This window comes from Pseudomonas sp. GNP013 (assembly GCF_054343995.1).
Genome location: NZ_JBTGUT010000001.1, coordinates 25960 through 45212, shown reverse-complemented (window position 1 = coordinate 45212; position 19253 = coordinate 25960). Strand labels below are relative to the sequence as shown.

17 protein-coding genes are annotated in these 19253 nt (G+C 62.1%); 7 read left to right on the top strand and 10 right to left on the bottom strand.

From position 1 onward, the window contains the following. Positions 1 to 373: 373 nt before the first annotated feature. The 6 genes from etfB to ACXX81_RS00165 form a co-directional block, all read right to left on the bottom strand. The gene (etfB, locus tag ACXX81_RS00190; RefSeq protein WP_209985696.1) at positions 374 to 1144 is read right to left on the bottom strand and encodes an electron transfer flavoprotein subunit beta; all 771 of its coding nucleotides are present in this window, start codon (positions 1142 to 1144) and stop codon (positions 374 to 376) included. Between the two features lie 10 nt (positions 1145 to 1154). After that, entirely contained in the window at positions 1155 to 2375 is a 1221-nt protein-coding gene (gene etfA, locus ACXX81_RS00185; RefSeq protein WP_458571037.1) for an electron transfer flavoprotein subunit alpha, read from the bottom strand. Then, positions 2375 to 4318, bottom strand: coding sequence for a dimethylglycine demethylation protein DgcB (gene dgcB / locus ACXX81_RS00180; protein WP_458571036.1), 1944 nt, complete (start codon positions 4316 to 4318; stop codon positions 2375 to 2377). Before dgcB ends, etfA begins: the two co-directional genes overlap by 1 nt. 157 nt (positions 4319 to 4475) lie before the next feature. Beyond that, on the bottom strand, positions 4476 to 6536 hold the full coding sequence (dgcA, locus tag ACXX81_RS00175; RefSeq protein ID WP_209985706.1) for a dimethylglycine demethylation protein DgcA: 2061 nt from the start codon (positions 6534 to 6536) through the stop codon (positions 4476 to 4478). Between the two features lie 15 nt (positions 6537 to 6551). Next, positions 6552 to 7082, bottom strand: a complete 531-nt coding sequence (locus ACXX81_RS00170) for a DUF5943 domain-containing protein (RefSeq protein ID WP_209985709.1) — start codon at positions 7080 to 7082, stop codon at positions 6552 to 6554. 70 nt (positions 7083 to 7152) lie between these two features. After that, complete coding sequence (locus tag ACXX81_RS00165; protein ID WP_176996679.1) at positions 7153 to 8130, bottom strand: dipeptidase; 978 nt, start codon at positions 8128 to 8130, stop codon at positions 7153 to 7155. A 219-nt stretch (positions 8131 to 8349) separates the two neighbouring features. Between ACXX81_RS00165 and ACXX81_RS00160 the strand changes: the two genes are divergently transcribed. After that, complete coding sequence (locus tag ACXX81_RS00160; RefSeq protein ID WP_458571035.1) at positions 8350 to 8751, top strand: lysozyme inhibitor LprI family protein; 402 nt, start codon at positions 8350 to 8352, stop codon at positions 8749 to 8751. Positions 8752 to 8791: 40 nt separating this feature from the next. Continuing rightward, positions 8792 to 9208, top strand: a complete 417-nt coding sequence (locus ACXX81_RS00155) for a DUF3010 family protein (protein WP_458571034.1) — start codon at positions 8792 to 8794, stop codon at positions 9206 to 9208. A gap of 122 nt (positions 9209 to 9330) precedes the next feature. On the opposite strand, the gene ACXX81_RS00150 is transcribed toward ACXX81_RS00155, so the two are convergent. After that, positions 9331 to 10509 carry an ATP-binding protein gene (locus ACXX81_RS00150; RefSeq protein WP_458571033.1) on the bottom strand — a complete coding sequence of 393 codons (1179 nt, stop codon included), beginning with the start codon at positions 10507 to 10509 and terminating at the stop codon, positions 9331 to 9333. Positions 10510 to 10577: 68 nt separating this feature from the next. Continuing rightward, entirely contained in the window at positions 10578 to 11522 is a 945-nt protein-coding gene (locus tag ACXX81_RS00145; RefSeq protein ID WP_015373139.1) for a GlxA family transcriptional regulator, read from the bottom strand. Positions 11523 to 11714: 192 nt separating this feature from the next. Here ACXX81_RS00145 and ACXX81_RS00140 point away from each other — a divergent pair, with 192 nt between their 5' ends. The 5 genes from ACXX81_RS00140 (at position 11715) to ACXX81_RS00120 (ending at position 15806) form a co-directional block, all read left to right on the top strand. Then, positions 11715 to 12659, top strand: a complete 945-nt coding sequence (locus tag ACXX81_RS00140) for a choline ABC transporter substrate-binding protein (RefSeq protein WP_209985720.1) — start codon at positions 11715 to 11717, stop codon at positions 12657 to 12659. A gap of 73 nt (positions 12660 to 12732) precedes the next feature. Next, positions 12733 to 13620, top strand: a complete 888-nt coding sequence (gene cdhC / locus ACXX81_RS00135; protein ID WP_458571032.1) for a 3-dehydrocarnitine:acetyl-CoA trimethylamine transferase CdhC — start codon at positions 12733 to 12735, stop codon at positions 13618 to 13620. A 124-nt stretch (positions 13621 to 13744) separates the two neighbouring features. Further along, the gene (locus ACXX81_RS00130) at positions 13745 to 14710 is read left to right on the top strand and encodes an L-carnitine dehydrogenase (RefSeq protein ID WP_231423506.1); all 966 of its coding nucleotides are present in this window, start codon (positions 13745 to 13747) and stop codon (positions 14708 to 14710) included. A gap of 116 nt (positions 14711 to 14826) precedes the next feature. Then, on the top strand, positions 14827 to 15318 hold the full coding sequence (locus tag ACXX81_RS00125) for a thioesterase family protein (RefSeq protein WP_458571031.1): 492 nt from the start codon (positions 14827 to 14829) through the stop codon (positions 15316 to 15318). A 224-nt stretch (positions 15319 to 15542) separates the two neighbouring features. Next, positions 15543 to 15806: a hypothetical protein gene (locus ACXX81_RS00120; protein WP_209985734.1), complete on the top strand. Its 264-nt coding sequence runs from the start codon at positions 15543 to 15545 to the stop codon at positions 15804 to 15806. 95 nt (positions 15807 to 15901) lie between these two features. Here ACXX81_RS00120 and gbdR read toward each other — a convergent pair whose 3' ends face one another. Beyond that, positions 15902 to 17002, bottom strand: a complete 1101-nt coding sequence (gene gbdR / locus ACXX81_RS00115; RefSeq protein WP_209985736.1) for a choline metabolism transcriptional regulator GbdR — start codon at positions 17000 to 17002, stop codon at positions 15902 to 15904. Between the two features lie 499 nt (positions 17003 to 17501). Continuing rightward, positions 17502 to 18878, bottom strand: a complete 1377-nt coding sequence (locus ACXX81_RS00110) for an L-serine ammonia-lyase (protein WP_458571030.1) — start codon at positions 18876 to 18878, stop codon at positions 17502 to 17504. Between the last annotated feature and the right edge of the window lie 375 nt (positions 18879 to 19253).

Sequence of the window (19253 nt, the reverse complement as noted above, 5' to 3'; positions counted from 1 at the left end):
GGAAAACCATGTCAACGCTTCATAAACCGGGGTATCCAGGGGTTTTTGGCCGCTGAAAAGACGACATTGATCAGAATTTGATCAGAGCGGCGCAGCCCACGTTTTATAAGGCCTGTAGCCGATAGCGAACATCTTATCCACAGAAGCGCCAACAGACTTTGGGGGCAAGTTCAGAACTTTCTCAACGGAAAAACCCAATAAAAACCGCAGGTTAGCCTGGTTATTTTTCGTACGACAGGCTGCAGGGCCTGATTTACACGGGGTGTGGACATGCGCGAACAGGTTATCCACAGACGGGTCAACAGGGATTGTGGGTAAGCACCCCGTCATCACAAAAATAACGGTGGGAGGGCTTGCCCCTCCCACACAGGGTTCAGCGTACGACGCCTTCTTCTATGAGCAACTTGAGAATGGCCTGGGCGCCCTCTTCGGCGCTGACGCCCTTGAGCACTTGGCCACCGCCGCCGCTGGCCTTGGCCGTGGCGGCTTTCATGCGGTCGGCGCCGCTCTTGGCCTTGATCACCTTGAGGCGCTTGGGCCGAGGCTTGGCCGGTTGCAGCGAGGCGCCTGTGAATAACTCGTCTTCTTCGACTTCAACCTCATGGGCCGCCAACTCGCCGCGTTGCGCCGGGCCGTACGCGCTCTGCCGGGGCTTGGGCGCAGCGTTATCCACAGTTGCCAGAAATGGCAGGCGCACCTTCAGGCGCCGCCGCTGACCACGGGGCAACGCTTGCAACACATGGGCGACGCCGCCGTCGATGGATTCCACTTGCGCCAGCCCCACAATCAGCGGCCAGCCCAGGTGTTCAGCGAGCAAAAACGGCAGCATGCCCGAGCCTTCACCGGTTTCGGCCTGGCTGCCGGTGAGCACCACCTGGGCGCCGGCCTCGCGCAGATAATCGCCGAGCACCGGCAGCGCATCAGCGCCGCTCGGTTGTTCCAGCACGTGCAATTGCGGCAGGCCCATGCCCAGGTAGCTGCGCAAGGTGGGCTCATTGATGTTGCCGGCGTGCAGCACCTGCAACTTATCCCCAGCCATTTGCAGGCCCAGCTCGACAGCGCGTGCGTCCTGCTCTGCACGGCGCGCGCGCCCGGAGGTGGGGTGGGCGCCGATGGACACCAGGCTGATTACATTGGTTGTCATGCTCATGTCCTCAAGCCGCGTCGCGCTTGGCGCCGTGGCGGTGGGCCTCGACCGCAGCGATCAAGGCTTGCAGAATCGCGGCACTTTCACCGATCACCGACAGGTCGGCCCGCTTGATCATGTCGCAACCCGGGTCGAGGTTGATCGCCACCACCTTGTCGCAGGCACCGATACCTTGCAGGTGCTGGATCGCCCCGGAAATGCCCACGGCCACGTACACCCGCGCCGTGACCCAGGTGCCGCTGGCGCCAACCTGACGGTCACGCGCCATGAAGCCGTCGTCAACCGCCACCCGTGATGCGCCTTCGGTGGCGCCGAGTGCGGCGGCAGTCTGGTGAAACAGTGCCCAGTCCTTGACCCCGTTGCCGCCGGAGAAAATGAATTCGGCTTCGGCCATGGGAATCGCCGCCGGGTCCACCGCCACCGCGCCCAAATCTTCGATACGCGGCAGGCTGCGCGCCAGGGTTGTGGATAACTCCACCGGCAATACTTCATGGCGCGTGTCGCTGACCGGTTCGGCGCATTCGACGGCGGCGAGGATCAGGCGTGGCAACGGCCGCGCCACATCCTGCTGGCCGGCACCGGCGCGGCCGATGCATTGTTCGTCCTTGACTTGCCACACTCGCGTGGCCGGACGTTCCTTGAGGCTGGCGGCAAAGCGTCGGCCCAGTTCACCGCCGCCGCTGCGGCTGTCGGGCAGCAACCAGTGGCGTGGGTTGAACTGGTTATCCACAGCGCGCAGCCCCTGCACCCGTTGCTCCGGTGAATAACCGTCGAATTCGTGACCCTCCAGCACCAGCAGGCGGTCGACGCCAGCGGTGGCGAATGCGCTTTCCTTGTGCTCGCCAAACACCACGGCCAGCACCGCGCCGTCGTGGCCGGCCAGTTGCCGTGCCAGGCCCAACAGATCGCGGTCGTGGCTGCTCAGGCGGCCGCCGACCATGTCCGGCACCACGTTGATGTAAAACGCAGGTTCGGCAATCCGGTGCAATGGCAACTGCACTTCCACTGCCGCCGTACGCTTGGCCGCGCCGCCCTGCTGGGCGCCGCTGCGGTCGATGCGCTTGATGCCGTTGGGGCCGATAAAGCCCACGCCATGCACGTTCTTGCGCATGACGCCGTTGGGCCCCATCCAGCTCTGCTGCACAGGCTGCATGGCCGCGTGCAAGGGATGCAGACGGTTACGGGCGATCCATTCGGCCCGTGGGTCGCGGCGGATAATGTCGCTCATCACTGCACCTCCGCAGGTTCACGCTTTAAGGGGGCTTTGGCCGGTGCAGCGTCTTCCAGCAACGCGTCAGCCACCAACTCGGCGATGTCCTTGATCAACGGCCGCGGTTCGACCACGCCTTCGAGCATTGCCGTGCATTGCGGGCAGCCCACGGCCACCAGTTCGGCGCCGGTCTCGCGGATGTCGTCCATGCGCATGTCCGGGATCCGTTGCTTGCCGGGAATGTCGGTGATCGGCGCGCCGCCACCGCCGCCGCAGCAGCGCGAACGGAAGCCCGAGCGTTGCATCTCCTTGACCTCGATGCCCAGCGCACGCAGTACCTGACGCGGCGCCTCGTACTCGCCGTTGTAGCGGCCCAGGTAGCAAGGGTCGTGGTAGGTCACGCTGTTGCCCTTGTGCTGGCCGAGGTGCAGCTTGCCCGCGTCGATCAGTTCGGCCATGAAGGTGCTGTGATGCTGCACCTGATAGTTGCCGTTGAAGGCGCCGTATTCGTTTTTGAGTACGTGAAAACTGTGCGGGTCGCAGGTGACGATGCGTTTGAAGCAGTACTTCTCCAGGGTCTGGATATTGCGGGTCGCCAGCAGCTGGAAGGTCGCTTCGTCGCCCAGGCGTCGGGCCACATCGCCGCTGTCGCGTTCTTCCAGGCCGAGTACGGCGAAGTCTACCCTGGCGGCCTTCAGCACTTTGACGAAGGCGCGCAGGGTGCGCTGGTTGCGCATGTCGAAGGCGCCGTCGCCGACCCAGAACAGCACATCACAGCTGGCCTTTTCGCTGAGCAACGGCAGGTTCAGATCCGCCGCCCAGTTGAGCCGACCGCCCGGGGCGAAACCGCCGGGGTTGTCGGTGGCGATCAGGTTTTCCAGCACTTCAGCGCCCTTGTTCGGCGTGGCGCCCCTTTCCAGGGTGAGGTGGCGGCGCATGTCGACGATGGCATCGACGTGCTCGATCATCATCGGGCACTCTTCCACGCAGGCGCGGCAGGTGGTGCATGACCACAGGGTCTCGGCGTCCACCAGGCCGTTGACGATTGGCTGGTGCGGGTTGCCGCCGTGTTCGCCGACGGGTTTGCCCGGATAGGGGCTGCCGGCGAATTTTGCGTCGGTGCCGCCAGCCAGGCCGACGACCATGTCCTGGATCAGTTTTTTCGGGTTCAGCGGCTGGCCGGCGGCGAAGGCCGGGCACGCCGCTTCGCACTTGCCGCACTGCACGCAGGCGTCGAAACCGAGCAGTTGGTTCCAGGTGAAATCCTTGGGCTTTTCCACGCCCAGGGGCGCGCTTTTGTCCGTCAGGTCCAGCGGTTTCAAGCCGGTGGAGCGGCCGCCGCCGAAGCGTTCGGCGCGGCGGTGCCAGGCCAGGTGCAGGGCCCCGGCGAAGGCGTGCTTCATCGGGCCGCCCCAGGTCATGCCGAAGAACATTTCGCACACGCCCCACAGCACACCCACGCTCAGCAATGCAGCGAGCAGCCAGCCGCCAAAGTCAGCGGGCAGAATGCCGGCGACCGGCAAGGTCACCAGGAAGAAGCTCACCGAGAACGCCAGCAGGCTTTTCGGCAGGCGCATCCATGGGCCTTTCGACAGGCGCGCGGGCGGGTTGCGGCGGCGCAGGTACATGAAGATCGCGCCGACAAACATCAAGGTCGAGGCCAGCAGCAAGGCGTAGCCGAGGATACGGTTTTGCAGGCCGAACCCATGCACCAGGATCGCCAGCAGCGCCGACAGCACAAAACCCAGCGCCGTGGCGACGTGGGTGTTGGCGATGTATTTGTCGCGGGCGACCACGTGGTGCAAATCGACCATGTAGCGCTTGGGCATGGCCAAAAGGCCGCCCAGCAGGTCGACTTTTGACGCGCGGCCACGGCGCCACATGTTTGCCCGGCGCAGGGCGCCGAGGACGGCGAGGCCCAGGGCGGCAAACAGGAGAATAGGCAGCAAGGTGTTCAACATGGTGAAGCTCCCACAGACCACACAAATCTAAAGTGAAACTGGCCTTTAATGTGGGAGGGGGCTTGCCCCCGATAGCAGTGGGTCAGCTAAAGCTGCATCAACTGACACTCCGCTATCGGGGGCAAGCCCCCTCCCACATTTTTCGACCGTGTGCGGGTCAGAAATCCTTGCACAAGCGCAGGGCGTCGTAGATCGCAGCGTGGGTATTACGCTGCGCCACACAGTCACCGATGCGGAACAGCAAGTACCCCTCGCCCGCCTCGCTCAGGCACGGCTGCGGTTTGATCGCGAACAGCGCTTCAACGTCGATCTGGCCCTTGTTGCGCGAGGCTTCCTTGAGGGCATAGTAGATGGCCTCGTCCGGACGCACGCCGTTCTCGACCACCACCTGGTCCACCACCCGCTCCTCTTTGGCGCCGGTGTATTCGTTCTCCAGCACCGCCACCAGTTTGTCGCCCTCGCGGTAGACCTTCTCCAGCATCATGTCGCCGGTCATGATCACTTCTTTCGGGTACATGCTGCGGTAGTAGGTGGGGAACGACGTGCCGCCAATCGCCACGCCCGGCTTGATGTCGTCGGTGACGATCTCCACCTGGCAGCCCTTGTCGGCCAGAAAGTCCGCCACCGACATGCCGGTGAACTCGCAGATGGTGTCGTACACCAGCACGTTCTTGCCCGGCGCAACCTTGCCGTCGAGCACGTCCCAGCTGCTCACCACCAGGCCTTCGGCGGCGCCCCAGTGTTCGTTCTGCTCGATGAACGGATGCCCGCCCACCGCCAGCACCACCACGTCGGGGCGCAGGTCGAGGATGGTGTCGGCATCCGCCGCTACGCCCAGGCGCAGGTCGACTTTCAAGCGCGCCAGCTCCAGTTGGAACCAGCGGGTGATCCCGGCAATCTGGTCGCGCTGCGGCGCTTTGGACGCGGTGGTGATTTGCCCGCCGATAAACTCTTTCTTCTCGAACAGGGTCACGTCGTGGCCACGTTCGGCAGCGACGCGCGCTGCTTCCATCCCGGCCGGGCCGGCACCGACCACAACGACCTTGCGTTTCGGTCCGGTGGATTTCTCGATGATGTGCGGCACGCCCATGTATTCACGGGAGGTCGCGGCGTTCTGGATGCACAGCACGTCCAGGCCCTGGTACTGGCGGTCGATGCAGTAGTTGGCGCCGACGCACTGCTTGATCTGGTCGATCTGGCCCATCTTGATCTTGGCGATCAGGTGCGGGTCGGCAATGTGCGCACGGGTCATGCCGACCATGTCCACGTAGCCGCCTTCGAGGATGCGCGTGGCCTGGTTCGGGTCCTTGATGTTCTGTGCGTGCAGCACCGGCACCTTGACCACTTCCTTGATACCGGCGGCCAGGTGCAGAAACGGCTCCGGCGGGTAGCTCATGTTCGGGATCACGTTGGCCAGGGTGTTGTGGGTGTCGCACCCCGAGCCCACCACGCCGATGAAATCGAGCATGCCGGTGTCGTCGTAATACTTGGCGATCTGCTTCATGTCCTCGTGGGACAAGCCGTCCGGGTGGAACTCGTCACCGCACAGGCGCATGCCCACGCAGAAGTCGTCGCCGACCTCGGCGCGCACGGCTTTGAGCACTTCCAGGCCGAACTTCATGCGGCCTTCAAAGGTGCCGCCCCATTCGTCAGTACGCTTGTTGACGCGCGGGCTCCAGAACTGGTCGATCATGTGCTGGTGCACGGCGGACAGTTCCACACCGTCCAGGCCGCCGGCCTTGGCGCGTTTGGCGGCGCTGGCGTAGTTGCCGATCACGCGCCAGATCTCTTCGGGCTCGATGGTCTTGCAGGTGGCGCGGTGCACCGGCTCACGCACCCCGGACGGCGACATCAGGGTGGGCCAGTTAAAACCGTCCCAGCGCGAGCGACGCCCCATGTGGGTAATCTGGATCATGATCTTGGCGCCATGCTTGTGCATGGCGTCGGCCAGGTTCTGGAAGTGCGGGATGATGCGGTCGGTGGACAGGTTCACCGAACTCCACCATTCCTGCGGGCTGTCGATGGCCACCACCGAGGAGCCGCCGCAGATGGCCAGGCCGATACCGCCCTTGGCTTTCTCTTCGTAATACTTCACATAGCGGTCGGTGGTCATGCCGCCGTCGGTGGCATACACCTCGGCGTGGGCGGTACTGAGCACGCGGTTGCGGATGGTCAGTTTGCCGATCTGAATCGGCGCAAACATTGCTTCGAAAGCCATGGCACGGTCCTCGGCTTACAACGGCTTGACGGTGAACAAACCATCTTCGTGACCCTCTTCGGAGCCTCCGTAGACTTGTTCGGCGACGGTGCGGATCTGGCTGCCGCGGGCTTGCAGAATCTGGTCCATGGCGCCGGCAAACCAGCCGGTGAACATGTAGTCGACCTTGCGCCCGACCTTGCCGTACACGTAGACGAAGGCCGAGTGTTCGAGCTTGACGCTGGCGGTGCCTTTGTCGAGGTCGATGTCCTGGATCTTGAACAGGCCCCAACCGCGCTGCGAGAGGCGCTTCATGTAGTGCTCGAACACGGCGACGCCTTCCAGGCCGTGACATTCGGCTTCCTTTTCACACCAGTGCCAGGCGGACTTGTAGCCGGCCTTGTAGAGGATGTCGGCATAGGCGTCGGCACCCAGCACTGCTTCGATGCCCATGTGGTTGTTGACGAAGAAATGGCGCGGCACGTACAGCATCGGCAGGGCGTCGGAGGTCCAGACACCGGTTTCGCTGTCGACTTCGATTGGCAATTGCGGGGCGATCTTGGCCATGGAAACTTAACTCCAGAAAATTCGTTTGGATGCCCCCGGCGCGGATGCCGGAGGAAAAAGAGAGGTTGGCTTATTCGCCCCAGACGTCTTTCAAGACGTTGACCCAGTTTTCGCCCATGATCTTGCGCACTACGCGTTCGCTGTGGCCGCGCTTGAGCAGGGTCTCGGTGAGGTTGGGGAATTCGCCCACGGTGCGGATGCCCAGCGGGTTGATGATCTTGCCGAAGCTGGTCAGGCGGCGGGCGTAGCCCTTGTCATGGGTCAGCATTTCGAAGAAATCCTGGCCATGGCCCTGGGTGAAGTCGGTGCCGATGCCGATGGCGTCTTCGCCGACGATGTTCATGGTGTATTCAATGGCTTCGGCGTAGTCGTCGATGGTGGAATCGATGCCCTTGGCCAGGAATGGCGCGAACATGGTCACGCCGACAAAACCGCCATGGTCGGCAATGAACTTGAGCTCTTCATCGGACTTGTTGCGCGGGTGCTCTTTGAGGCCGGACGGCAGGCAGTGGGAGTAGCACACCGGCTTTTTCGATTCGAGGATGACTTCTTCGCTGGTCTTGGAGCCAACGTGGGAGAGGTCGCACATGATGCCGACGCGGTTCATCTCGCCGACGACCTCACGGCCAAAGCCGGACAGGCCGCCGTCGCGCTCGTAGCAGCCGGTGCCGACCAGGTTCTGGGTGTTGTAGCACATCTGCACCACACCCACGCCGAGCTGCTTGAAGATCTCGACGTAGCCGAGCTGGTCTTCAAAAGCGTGGGCGTTCTGGAAGCCGAAGATGATGCCGGTCTTGCCCAGCTCTTTCGCGCGGCGAATGTCGGCGGTGGTTTTTACCGGGATCACCAGGTCGCTGTTCTCACGGATCAGGGTCTGGCTGGCAACGATGTTGTTGATCGTGGCCTGGAAGCCTTCCCACACCGACACCGTGCAGTTGGCGGCGGTGAGGCCACCTTTGCGCATGTCTTCGAACAGGTCGCGGTTCCACTTGGCAATAATCAGACCGTCGATAACGATGCTGTCGGCGTGCAACTCGGCTGGGCTCATCAGGCGTCCCCTTATTGGCGATTCATGCGCCGAATCGTCTGCCGGCGCTTTGGGGCCAGCATATGCCCCGGGGCTGAACGGACCGGGTGCAAAAACGACAGGGGAATTGCCGAAAGCGTCAATCCGCGACAAAGGCTGCACAGACATGCCTGACTGGCGGCTGTTCTTTGTCTTACGCTTGAGCCAGAATTCGGCCATCACCTGATATGAGACGGCGCAATGAAATCGATTTTCCTGGCTTTGGCACTCATCGCAACCGGCGTCCACGCCGCCGAAGACACCGACAGCACGCCGTGCGACGGCATCGAAAATGACCAGCAGACCCTCGCCTGCGCCACCTACAACAAGACCACCGCTGATCAGTTGCTCAAGGATAACTATCAGGGCCTGCTGGAACGCATGGGTTCGACCTACGGCAGCGACAAGACCAAACTGGCCGACATTACCGCCCGTCTGAAGGACGCCCAGCAAAAATGGGAAAAACTGCGCGACGCCGACTGCGCCGTGGACACCTTCCCGGCGGTGAATGGCAGCAAAGCGTATGCGATTGCGCAGAATGATTGTCTGGCACGGATGAGTGATGAACGGTCGGAGTTTTTGGAGTCGATTGGCCAGGAATAAGCGACAATCTGCGCCAACTTGATCTTATCCAGGGCTATTCATGACTATTTGCGGCATCGAAATCAAAGGCAGCGAAGCCATCATCGCGGTGGCCTCACTGGATAACCAGGCGCTGACCCATGTGGCCCTGTCCACCAAGAAAATCGCCCTGGAAGACGACGATGAGGCCGCCAACGTCAAAGCCTTCGCCGCACAGGTGAAGGCCTTCGTACAGGCAAACGCAATCACCCGCATCGCGATCAAGAAGCGCAGCAAGAAAGGTGAGTTTGCCGGTGGGCCGACCACGTTCAAGATTGAAGGGGTGTTTCAGTTGCTGGACGGGGTTGAGGTGACGCTGCTGTCGCCGCAGACCATCAATGCGCAGAACAAGAAGCACACCTTTGACCTGCCCGCGACGCTGAACAAGTATCAGCATGAAGCGTACAAGGCGGCGTGTTCGGCACTGCTGAAAAAATAAGCCACACCAAAATCTACTGTGGGAGGGGGCTAGCCCCCGATGGCGGTGTATCAATCACTTATGTGCTGCTGACCCACCGCTATCGGGGGCTAGCCCCCTCCCACATTTGATCTCTGTGTTCTTCAGGCAATTGTACGGCGCCGGTGCTGCAGCCAATCCCCGAAGGATTTGTCCTCTAGAGCATAGCCACCCCGACTCGACTTCCACACCAACTCTTTGTCACGCAAGGCATCAATACAGGCCTGAATGGTCTGGGTGCCAGGCACCACGTCGCTGCCCATGTCCTCCAGTGCCTTGCTGACCGCCGTGAGTGTGCTATCGGTAAACGGCGCGAACGGTTCGTTGTTCTGGGAGCGCTCCACCATCACTTCCAGCACCGCACGCTGGGGAATGGTGAGGGCGTTCCAGGCACTTTCGAATTCGGTCCAAACGCCGGCGCGCAGCAGTTCGGCGCGACTGTGCAGCAGTTGGCCGAGATTGCTTGCCTCCCCCAGTTCCAATGCCACCTCACCAATAATGGTGCGCAACATTTCCGGGCGACGACCCACCAGCTCGAACGCTTCATCGATGTCGGCCGCATTGAACTGGTTGGTCTTGGCCAGAAGGCCGTTAAGGTACACGGTGTAGGCCTGTGTGAATGCTTTGCCCAGCAGTGGAAATGGCGTGATGCTGGACCCGAAGAACGGCTGGCTTTTACCTAATACCAGATGGGCAAGCTTGTCGCGATTGGACCCCGTGAACACCAGGCGCAACCCGCTGCCCTCGCCTTCACGACCTTGGTTGAGCTGGTCTCGGGCGGCCTTGAGGGCAAACATCGCGTTAACACCCGCTTCGGTGGTGAGTGCGTGCTGGGCTTCGTCGATCACCAGCACGACGGTTTTCTCGGCAGCGCTGTGAAGCAGCTCCAGCGCTTGCGTCAGTGTCGCGCCTGCAGGCAATTGCGGCTTGGTGAAATCCCAGGACAAGGTGCGCAGGAAGCTGAGCTTTTCAATGCCGATATTCTTGGCCAGTTTGCGGATGCCCTTTGCAAAGGGCACCAGGGCACCGGCAATGGCGCTGGAGATCAGGTCGGCGGGGTCTTTTTCCTTGTCGGCCCACAGGTCGACATACACCGCCAGCCAACCACGCGCCTGGCATTCAGGAACAAAGTCCTCACGCAAAAAAGTACTTTTGCCCGTGCGACGCGGCGCCGCGAGAAACAGGCCAGAGGTGAAATCCTGAATACCGGCCCCCACCAGGCCATCGGCAATGCTGCTTGCCAGGTCGGGACGGCGGAACACAAAGCCGCTGTTCTTGGACATGCTTTTATACTCAATTATGGAAAGGACTATAAATTATAGTAACGAGTATAATTGACTATAATCAGCCGTCAAACCACCTCCCGTCGCCGATCCTCCCTTGGGCATTTCGCAAACCGTGCCCGATAACTCCGGGTGAAATACGACGGTGACTCAAACCCGCACGCAATGCTCACCTCCAGCACGCTCATGCCGCTTTGGCGCAACAGCTGCCGGGCTTTTTCCAGGCGCAGGCCAAGGTAGAAGTTGCTTGGCGTGTCGTTCAAATGCAGGCGAAACAGCCGTTCCAGCTGGCGCCGCGTCACTTTGATCGCTTCGGCGAGGGCCAGTGTGCTCAGCGGCGGCTCGGTGTGCTGCTCCATCTCGCCGATGACCTGCACCAGTTTCTTGTTGTTGATGCCGTAGCGCGTGGCGATCTGCATGCGCTGGTGGTCTTTGCGCGGGCGGATGCGGCCGAGCACGAACTGTTCGGAGACCTGGATCGCAAGGTCGGGGCCGTGGGCCTGAGCGATCAGGTCGAGCATCAGGTCGATGGAGGCGGTGCCGCCGGCGCAGGTGATGCGGCGACGGTCGATTTCGAACAGTTCCTGAGTCACGCTCAGGTGCGGATACGACTCCTTGAAGGCATCGATGGCTTCCCAGTGCAGGGTCACGCGGTGGCCGTCGAGCAGGCCGGCTTCGGCCAGCACGCAGGCACCGGTGTCAATGGCGCCCAGGGTCACGCCGTCATGGTCGAGGCGGCGCAGCCAGTGTTCCAGGGCAGGCGTGGCGAACTGCAGCGGTTCGAAGCCGGCCACCACCAACAGCGTCGCGCCTTTGTTCAGCGGTTCCAGCGCAGCGTCGGCGTTGACCGACATGCCGTTGCTCGCCAGCACCGCACCGCCGTCGGCGCTCAGTATGTGCCAGCGGTACAGCTCGCCGCGAAAGCGGTTGGCCACTCGCAGCGGTTCCAGCGCAGAGATGAAGCCAATGGCGGAGAAGCCCGGCATCAGCAAGAAGTAGAAATCCTGAGACATGGTGGGGCTCTCGTCGGCAGGCTAAGTGGCACTGTGATACTCCCGTTGTCGGGCGGATTCAAGGGGGCAGGTCGCTGCAGTGCAAGCGCCGGTCGCCGCTGTGCGTTTTGTGCTCGACGAAGATCCGTAACGTGGCGTCACGGTGCACAAAGACGCCGGCCCCCACAATAACGACCTGCCGAGGGATCCACCATGAACCGACTGATCAGCCGCTGCGTGCTTGCACTCAGCGCCAGCGCTATTTTGAGCACCAACGCTCTGGCCGCCGACGCGGCATCCTGCCAGAACGTGCGCATGGGCGTGGTGAACTGGACCGACGTCATCGCCACCAGCGCCATGACCCAAGTGTTGCTCGACGGCCTCGGCTACACCACCAAACAGACCAGCGCCTCCCAGCAAATCATCTTCGCCGGCATCCGCGACCGGCGCCTGGACCTGTTCCTCGGCTACTGGAACCCGCTGATGACCCAGACCATCACGCCATTCGTCGACGCCAGGCAAGTCAACGTCCTCGACAAACCCAGCCTGGAAGACGCCCGCGCCACCCTCGCCGTGCCGACTTATCTGGCCGACAAGGGCCTGAAAACCTTTGCCGACATCGCCAGGTTCGACAAGGAGCTGGGCGGCAAGATCTACGGCATCGAGCCGGGCTCGGGCGCCAACACGCAGATCAAGGCGATGATCGCCAAGAACCAGTTCGGCCTGGGCAAGTTCCAGTTGGTGGAATCCAGTGAAGCCGGCATGCTCGCCGCCGTCGACCGCGCAGTGCGACGCAAGGAAGCCGTGGTGTTCTTCGGCTGGGCGCCGCACCCGATGAACGTCAACATTGCGATGACCTACCTCGGCGGCAGCGAAGACGCCCTGGGGCCGAACGAGGGCATGGCAAGCGTGTGGACCGTCACCTCGCCCACCTACGCCCAACAGTGCCCCAACGTGCACAAGCTGCTGACCAACCTGACCTTCACCGCCGCCGACGAGAGCCGGATGATGCAGCCGCTGCTGGATCACAAGGACGCCCTGGAATCCGCCCGGCAGTGGCTCAAGGACCACCCGCAAGACCAGGCACGCTGGCTGGAAGGTGTGACCACCTTCGACGGCAAACCGGCTGCGGCCAACCTGCAACTGACCGGTAAATAACCCGTTTTCAATCACTGTTTCGCGGTCGCTTTCGACCGCGAGCGGCACCACCACGCCTGTAAGGAACCGCCCCATGAACCACGACGTCATCATCACCTGCGCACTCACCGGTGCTGGCGACACGACCAGCCGCAGCCCCCACGTGCCGGTCACCCCCAAACAGATCGCCGCCGCTGCCGTGGAGGCCGCCAAGGCCGGCGCCACGGTGGTGCACTGCCACGTACGTGATCCAGACACCGGCAAGTTCAGCCGCGACGTGGCGTTGTACCGCGAAGTGATGGAGCGCATCCGCGAAGCCGACATCGACATCATCGTCAACCTCACCGCCGGCATGGGCGGTGACCTGGAGATCGGCGGCGGCGAGAACCCGATGGCATTCGGCCCCACCACCGACCTGGTCGGCCCGCTGACCCGCCTGGCCCACGTCGAAGAACTGTTGCCGGAGATCTGCACCCTGGACTGCGGCACCCTCAATTTCGGCGATGGCGACACCATTTACGTGTCCACCCCGGCGCAATTGCGGGCCGGCGCCAAACGCATCCAGGAACTGGGCGTAAAAGCCGAGCTGGAAATTTTCGACACCGGCCACCTCTGGTTCGCCAGGCAGATGATCAAGGAAGGCCTGCTGGATAACCCGCTGTTTCAGCTGTGCCTGGGCATCCCCTGGGGCGCGCCGGCCGACACTACCACCATGAAAGCCATGGTCGACAATCTGCCGACCGACGCGGTGTGGGCCGGCTTCGGCATCGGCCGCATGCAGATGCCGATGGCGGCGCAGGCGGTGCTGCTGGGCGGCAACGTGCGGGTGGGCCTGGAAGACAACCTGTGGCTGGACAAGGGTGTGCTTGCTACCAATGGCCAGTTGGTGGAGCGCGCCAGCGAGATCCTCAGCCGCCTGGGTGCGCGGGTCCTCAGCCCCGCCGAGGGCCGAATCAAGATGGGTCTGACCAAACGCGGTTAAAGAATGTGGGAGGGGGCTTGCTCCCGATAGCAGTGTGTCAGCCAATAAATTCATCAACTGACCCATCGCCATCGGGAGCAAGCCCCCTCCCACAAGGGATTAGCGAACTCTTTAGGAATGTGCCATGAGTTTTATCACTGAAATCAAAACCTTCGCCGCCCTCGGCAGCGGTGTTATCGGCAGCGGCTGGGTGTCCCGCGCCCTGGCCCACGGCCTCGATGTGGTGGCCTGGGACCCGGCCCCCGGTGCCGAAGCGGCCCTGCGCAAACGTGTCGCCAACGCCTGGGGTGCCCTGGAAAAACAAGGCCTGGCACCCGGTGCATCCCAGGGCCGCCTGCGCTTTGTGCCAACCATTGAAGAGTGCGTGAAAGACGCCGACTTCATCCAGGAAAGCGCCCCGGAACGCCTGGAGTTGAAGCTGGAATTGCACAGCAAAATCAGCGCCGCAGCCAGGCCGAACGCCTTGATCGGCTCCAGCACTTCGGGCCTGTTGCCGAGTGAGTTCTACGAGGGCTCGACCCACCCGGAGCGTTGCGTGGTCGGGCACCCGTTCAACCCGGTGTATCTGCTGCCGCTGGTGGAAGTGGTGGGCGGCCGGCACACCGCGCCCGAGGCCATCCAGGCAGCGATCAAAGTGTACGAATCCCTCGGCATGCGCCCGCTGCATGTGCGCAAGGAAGTCCCCGGGTTTATCGCCGACCGACTGCTCGAAGCGCTGTGGCGGGAGGCGTTGCACCTGGTGAATGACGGCGTGGCCACCACCGGTGAGATCGACGATGCGATTCGCTTTGGCGCGGGGTTGCGCTGGTCGTTCATGGGCACGTTTCTCACCTACACCCTGGCGGGCGGCGATGCCGGTATGCGGCACTTCATGGCACAGTTCGGCCCGGCGTTGCAGTTGCCGTGGACTTACCTGCCCGCACCGGAATTGACTGACAAGCTGATCGACGATGTGGTCGATGGCACCCGCGATCAGTTGGGCAAACACAGCATTTCGGCGCTGGAGCGCTATCGTGATGATTGTCTGCTGGCAGTGCTTGAAGCAGTGAAGAGCACCAAGGCAAAACACGGCATGACCTTCGCCGAATAACCCAATGTGGGAGCGGGCTTGCTCGCGAAGGCGGTGTGTCAGGCAACTAATTTGCTACTGATGTACCGCATTCGCGAGCAAGCCCGCTCCCACATTTTTGACCGAGTACAAACCCCATGCCCGTACTGAAAACCTATACCACCAACATCCAACAGGACTGGGTGGACTACAACGGTCATCTGCGCGATGCGTTCTACCTGCTGATTTTCAGCTACGCCACCGACGCGCTGATGGACACCCTGGGCCTGGACAGCGACAACCGCGAAGCCAGCGGCCACTCGTTGTTCACCCTGGAGCTGCACCTGAACTACCTGCACGAAGTCAAACTCGGCGCCGAGGTGCAGGTGCACACCCAACTGATCGCCTTTGATGCCAAGCGCCTGCACCTCTATCACAGCCTGCATTGGGTGGGCGACGAGAAGGAGTTGGCAGGCAACGAGCAGATGCTGTTGCACGTCGACCTGGCCGGCCCGCACGCGACGCCGTTCAGCGAGGTCACATTGGCAAGACTCATGGCCCTCAGCGCCGGGCAGAAGGATCTCCCCAGGCCCGCCCTGCTGGGCCGGGTGATCGGTTTTCCGACAAAAAAAGCCCCGATCCAGCCGTGACTGAATCGGGGCAGAGGTGCCTTGTGTGAGCCATGCATCCCGAGGGTGACCAAACCGTCAAGCTGCTTGCCTGGGTGCAGTGTGCCGGTTCATGCGCTCGCCACCTGCCCCCAAAACGACACCCTCATAGCCATTCGAGGCATTCGGGCATTCTGCCCTTGCCGAGCGGTCGGGGGGCTACCAGAATCCGAGTCAATCCAGCTCCGTTAACCAGGGTAAACGTCATGATGCACGCGGATTTGATTGACCAGGATGACCTGCTGAGCCAACTGCGCTCGCTGGGTTTCGACGTGTCCAGCGGCGCCAGCGCCGAGCAGGCCTGCGAGTGTGCGGTGCGCGGTTTGAGTGACGAGCGGGCGAAGGCGCTCCAGAGGATGGTTGAGCGGATGTATGGCGGCAGTGCGACGATCCTGCCAGCGGTGAGGCAGGCAATTGACAGGCAGTTGCTGCCGGCATTGATGCAATTCAAACAGAATTCCGGCGCCTGACAGGGCGCTATCGGGAGCAAGCCCCCTCCCACATTTTGAATTGTGAATACCTTCAAATGTGGGAGGGGGCTTGCTCCCGATACAGGCGACGCGGTCTACAGCCTTACACTGGCAAACGTCGACTCATTGCGCGCCTGGCTCAACGCCGACATCGGCCCCGACAACGGCGACAACAGCGCCTGCGGAATCGGTAGCATCGCCACCTGCTGGGTGGTGTTGGAGCCGACGCGTTCATCGCGTGGCGGAATGCCGAAGTATTCGCGGTAGCACTTGGAGAAATGCGGCGTGGACACAAACCCGCACACCGATGCCACTTCGATGATCGACATCGGCGTTTGCTTGAGCAACTGCCGCGCACGGATCAGACGCAGTTTGAGGTAATAGCGCGACGGCGAGCAGTGCAGGTATTTCTGGAACAGCCGCTCCAGTTGGCGCCGCGACACGGCGACGTACACCGCCAGTTCATCCAGGTCGATCGGCTCTTCGAGGTTGGCTTCCATCAACGCGACGATTTCCTGCAGCTTCGGCTGGTTGGTGCCGAGCATGTGCTTGAGTGGCACGCGCTGGTGATCCTGTTCGTTGCGGATGCGTTCGTAGACGAACATTTCGGAGATGGCCGCCGACAATTCACGGCCGTGGTCGCGGCTGATCAGGTGCAGCATCATGTCCAGCGGCGCGGTGCCGCCGGAGCTGGTGAAGCGGTTGCGGTCGAGGGTGAACAGGCGCGTGCTCATGGCCACGCGCGGGAAAGCTTCCTGCATCGACGCCAGGCATTCCCAGTGCACGCTGCAATCGAACCCGTCGAGCAAACCGGCACAGGCCAGCGCCCAACTGCCGGTGCACACCGCACCCAGGCGGCGCGACTGGCGCGCCTGGCTCTGCAGCCACGACACGTGCTCACGGGTCACGGTGCGCTGGATGCCCACGCCGCCGCACACAATGACGGTGTCCAGGGCCGGGGCTTTGTGCATGGAGGCATCGGGCGTGATTTGCAGACCGTCGCTGGCCCACACCTGGCTGCCGTCGGCACTCAGGGTGGTCCAGCGATACAGTTCGCGACCGGACAGCTGATTGGCCATGCGCAGCGGTTCCACCGCCGACGCCAGGGAAATCAGCGTGAAATTGTCCAGCAGCAAAAAGCCGATGGATTGAGGCGCACGGTTCTGGGGTTGGGCCCCTGAGTTGAACGACGTCATCGCGGTATCTCCTCACACAAAGCAGTTGATGGCCTCAGGCGAGGCTCTTGTTATTGCGCTCTTCATCCATAAAGAAGAGAGGCTTTGAATTGCTAGAGCAAATGCCGTGCCTGAATTTGAATGCCTATTCAATAAATCCTGAAAACGACCTGTTGACGCGTCTATACAAGCCCACGCAGGGAGTACGGGATACGGCTGAAAAAGGCGCTCGTTCAAAAGGGGTGAGCAGATCGGTAGCACTTGTGGGAAGGCGCTTTGCGGGCGTAGGAGTAGTCTGTCACCCCATGCGCAGGTGACGGGTCGTTAAGGGGGAAGTCGTTCGCTAGCTACTTATCTATTTGCGACGCGCTAAAAGGTGGCGCTTTTGGGTCCGGGTGTTCACTTTATGAGCAGTGTCAGCTGAGCGACCGCTATCGGGAGCAAGCCCCCCTCCCACATTTGAAGGTATTCACAATTCAAAATGTGGGAGGGGCTTGCTGCCGATGCAGGCAACTCGGTCTCAGCACTCAACCGCGCTGACCGCCAAGCCACCGCGCGACGTTTCCTTGTACTTGTCATGCATGTCCGCGCCGGTATCACGCATGGTGCGGATCACCCGGTCCAGGGAGATAAAGTGCTGCCCATCGCCACGCAGGGCCATTTGCGCGGCGTTGATCGCTTTCACTGCGGCAATCGCATTGCGCTCGATGCACGGCACCTGCACCAGGCCACCCACCGGATCGCAGGTCAGACCAAGGTTGTGCTCCAGGCCGATTTCGGCGGCGTTGCACAGTTGCTCCGGGGTCGCGCCAAGAATCTCCGCCAGCCCGGCGGCGGCCATGGCGCACGCAGAACCCACCTCGCCCTGGCAGCCGACTTCGGCGCCGGAGATCGACGCGTTCTTCTTGCACAGAATCCCCACCGCCGCAGCGCCGAGCATGTAGTCGACCACGTTGGCTTCGGTGACGTCTTCGCTGAATTTCATGAAGTAGTGCAGCACTGCCGGAATGATCCCTGCCGCGCCGTTGGTGGGGGCGGTGACCATGCGCCCGCCGGCGGCGTTCTCTTCGTTGACCGCCAGGGCGAACAGGTTGACCCACTCCATGGCGCTCAGGGTCGAGCCGATCACATTCGGTTTGCCCAGCTCTTGCAGGCTGCGGTGCAACCTGGCCGCACGGCGCCGCACATTCAGCCCGCCGGGGAGGATGCCTTCATGCTTGAGGCCCTGCTCCACGCAATCCTGCATGGCGCGCCAGAGCTTCATCAGGCCGCTGCGGATTTCCTCTTCGGAGCGCCACACCTTTTCGTTGGCCAGCATCAGTTCGGCGACGCGCAGGTTGTGGGTCTTGCACAACTGCAACAACTCGGCCGCGCTGGAAAAATCATAGGGCAGCTCGGTGCGGTCCATGTCGGCCACGCCGCTTTGCGCCTGGGCCTCGTCCACCACAAAGCCGCCACCCACCGAGTAGTAGGTGCCGCGGTGCAATTCGCCGTGCTGGTCAAACACCACCAGGGTCATGGCATTGGGGTGAAACGGCAGGTTTTCGTCGAGCAGGCGCATGTCCCGCGCCCACACGAAGGGCACCGGCAAACGCCCGTCGAGCAGCAGCGTGTCGGTTTCGCGCAGGGTGCTGATGCGGATGCCGATCTGCGACGGATCAATCGCGTCCGGCCACTCGCCCATCAGGCCCATGATGGTGGCGGTGTCGCTGCCGTGACCGATGCCGGTGGCCGACAATGACCCGTACAGCTGAACTTCGACGCGGCAAACCTGTTCCAACAGGTCACGTTCACGCAGTGTCTGAACGAACAACGCCGCGGCGCGCATGGGGCCGACGGTGTGAGAACTCGAAGGCCCGATGCCGATCTTGAACAGGTCGAAAACGCTGATAGCCATTAACGTGAAACTCCTCGGTGGACACAAATCGGACACCCGGGAGCTGCTACGCTCAGATCGCCCAGATGGCGGCATCATCAGGCTTTTGTCCGCCGTCACGGCGTCTCACACCGACGCAACCATGCTCACCAGCGTCGCCTGCGTGCAATCGCCTGTTTTGGCCGTTTTTTGCGGTGCGCAAGGCTGAAAACTGCGGTTTTGCCTTGGGAAAAATCTGTAAGCGACGTCACCAATACTGGATACGACCCTCCCTGTACTGGATACGACGCCCCCTGTAGGCGTCAGATTTTCACTGGTACATGATCAGTCCCGACTCGTTTGCAAGGCACCGTGCCAGAGCTGCATCGCACGCTCCAACCGCAACACCTATAAAGC

Excerpts from the sequence above, each read along its gene's own strand:
- ACXX81_RS00125 (WP_458571031.1), top strand. The coding sequence starts at position 14,827 with ATGCCCGTACTGAAAACCTATACCACCAACATCCAACAGGACTGGGTG.
- etfB (WP_209985696.1), bottom strand. The coding sequence starts at position 1,144 with ATGACAACCAATGTAATCAGCCTGGTGTCCATCGGCGCCCACCCCACC.
- ACXX81_RS00110 (WP_458571030.1), bottom strand. The coding sequence starts at position 18,878 with ATGGCTATCAGCGTTTTCGACCTGTTCAAGATCGGCATCGGGCCTTCG.
- cdhC (WP_458571032.1), top strand. The coding sequence starts at position 12,733 with ATGAACCACGACGTCATCATCACCTGCGCACTCACCGGTGCTGGCGAC.
- ACXX81_RS00145 (WP_015373139.1), bottom strand. The coding sequence starts at position 11,522 with ATGTCTCAGGATTTCTACTTCTTGCTGATGCCGGGCTTCTCCGCCATT.
- ACXX81_RS00155 (WP_458571034.1), top strand. The coding sequence starts at position 8,792 with ATGACTATTTGCGGCATCGAAATCAAAGGCAGCGAAGCCATCATCGCG.
- ACXX81_RS00120 (WP_209985734.1), top strand. The coding sequence starts at position 15,543 with ATGATGCACGCGGATTTGATTGACCAGGATGACCTGCTGAGCCAACTG.
- ACXX81_RS00165 (WP_176996679.1), bottom strand. The coding sequence starts at position 8,130 with ATGAGCCCAGCCGAGTTGCACGCCGACAGCATCGTTATCGACGGTCTG.
- ACXX81_RS00160 (WP_458571035.1), top strand. The coding sequence starts at position 8,350 with ATGAAATCGATTTTCCTGGCTTTGGCACTCATCGCAACCGGCGTCCAC.
- gbdR (WP_209985736.1), bottom strand. The coding sequence starts at position 17,002 with ATGACGTCGTTCAACTCAGGGGCCCAACCCCAGAACCGTGCGCCTCAA.
- etfA (WP_458571037.1), bottom strand. The coding sequence starts at position 2,375 with ATGAGCGACATTATCCGCCGCGACCCACGGGCCGAATGGATCGCCCGT.
- ACXX81_RS00140 (WP_209985720.1), top strand. The coding sequence starts at position 11,715 with ATGAACCGACTGATCAGCCGCTGCGTGCTTGCACTCAGCGCCAGCGCT.
- ACXX81_RS00170 (WP_209985709.1), bottom strand. The coding sequence starts at position 7,082 with ATGGCCAAGATCGCCCCGCAATTGCCAATCGAAGTCGACAGCGAAACC.
- dgcB (WP_458571036.1), bottom strand. The coding sequence starts at position 4,318 with ATGTTGAACACCTTGCTGCCTATTCTCCTGTTTGCCGCCCTGGGCCTC.
- ACXX81_RS00130 (WP_231423506.1), top strand. The coding sequence starts at position 13,745 with ATGAGTTTTATCACTGAAATCAAAACCTTCGCCGCCCTCGGCAGCGGT.
- dgcA (WP_209985706.1), bottom strand. The coding sequence starts at position 6,536 with ATGGCTTTCGAAGCAATGTTTGCGCCGATTCAGATCGGCAAACTGACC.
- ACXX81_RS00150 (WP_458571033.1), bottom strand. The coding sequence starts at position 10,509 with ATGTCCAAGAACAGCGGCTTTGTGTTCCGCCGTCCCGACCTGGCAAGC.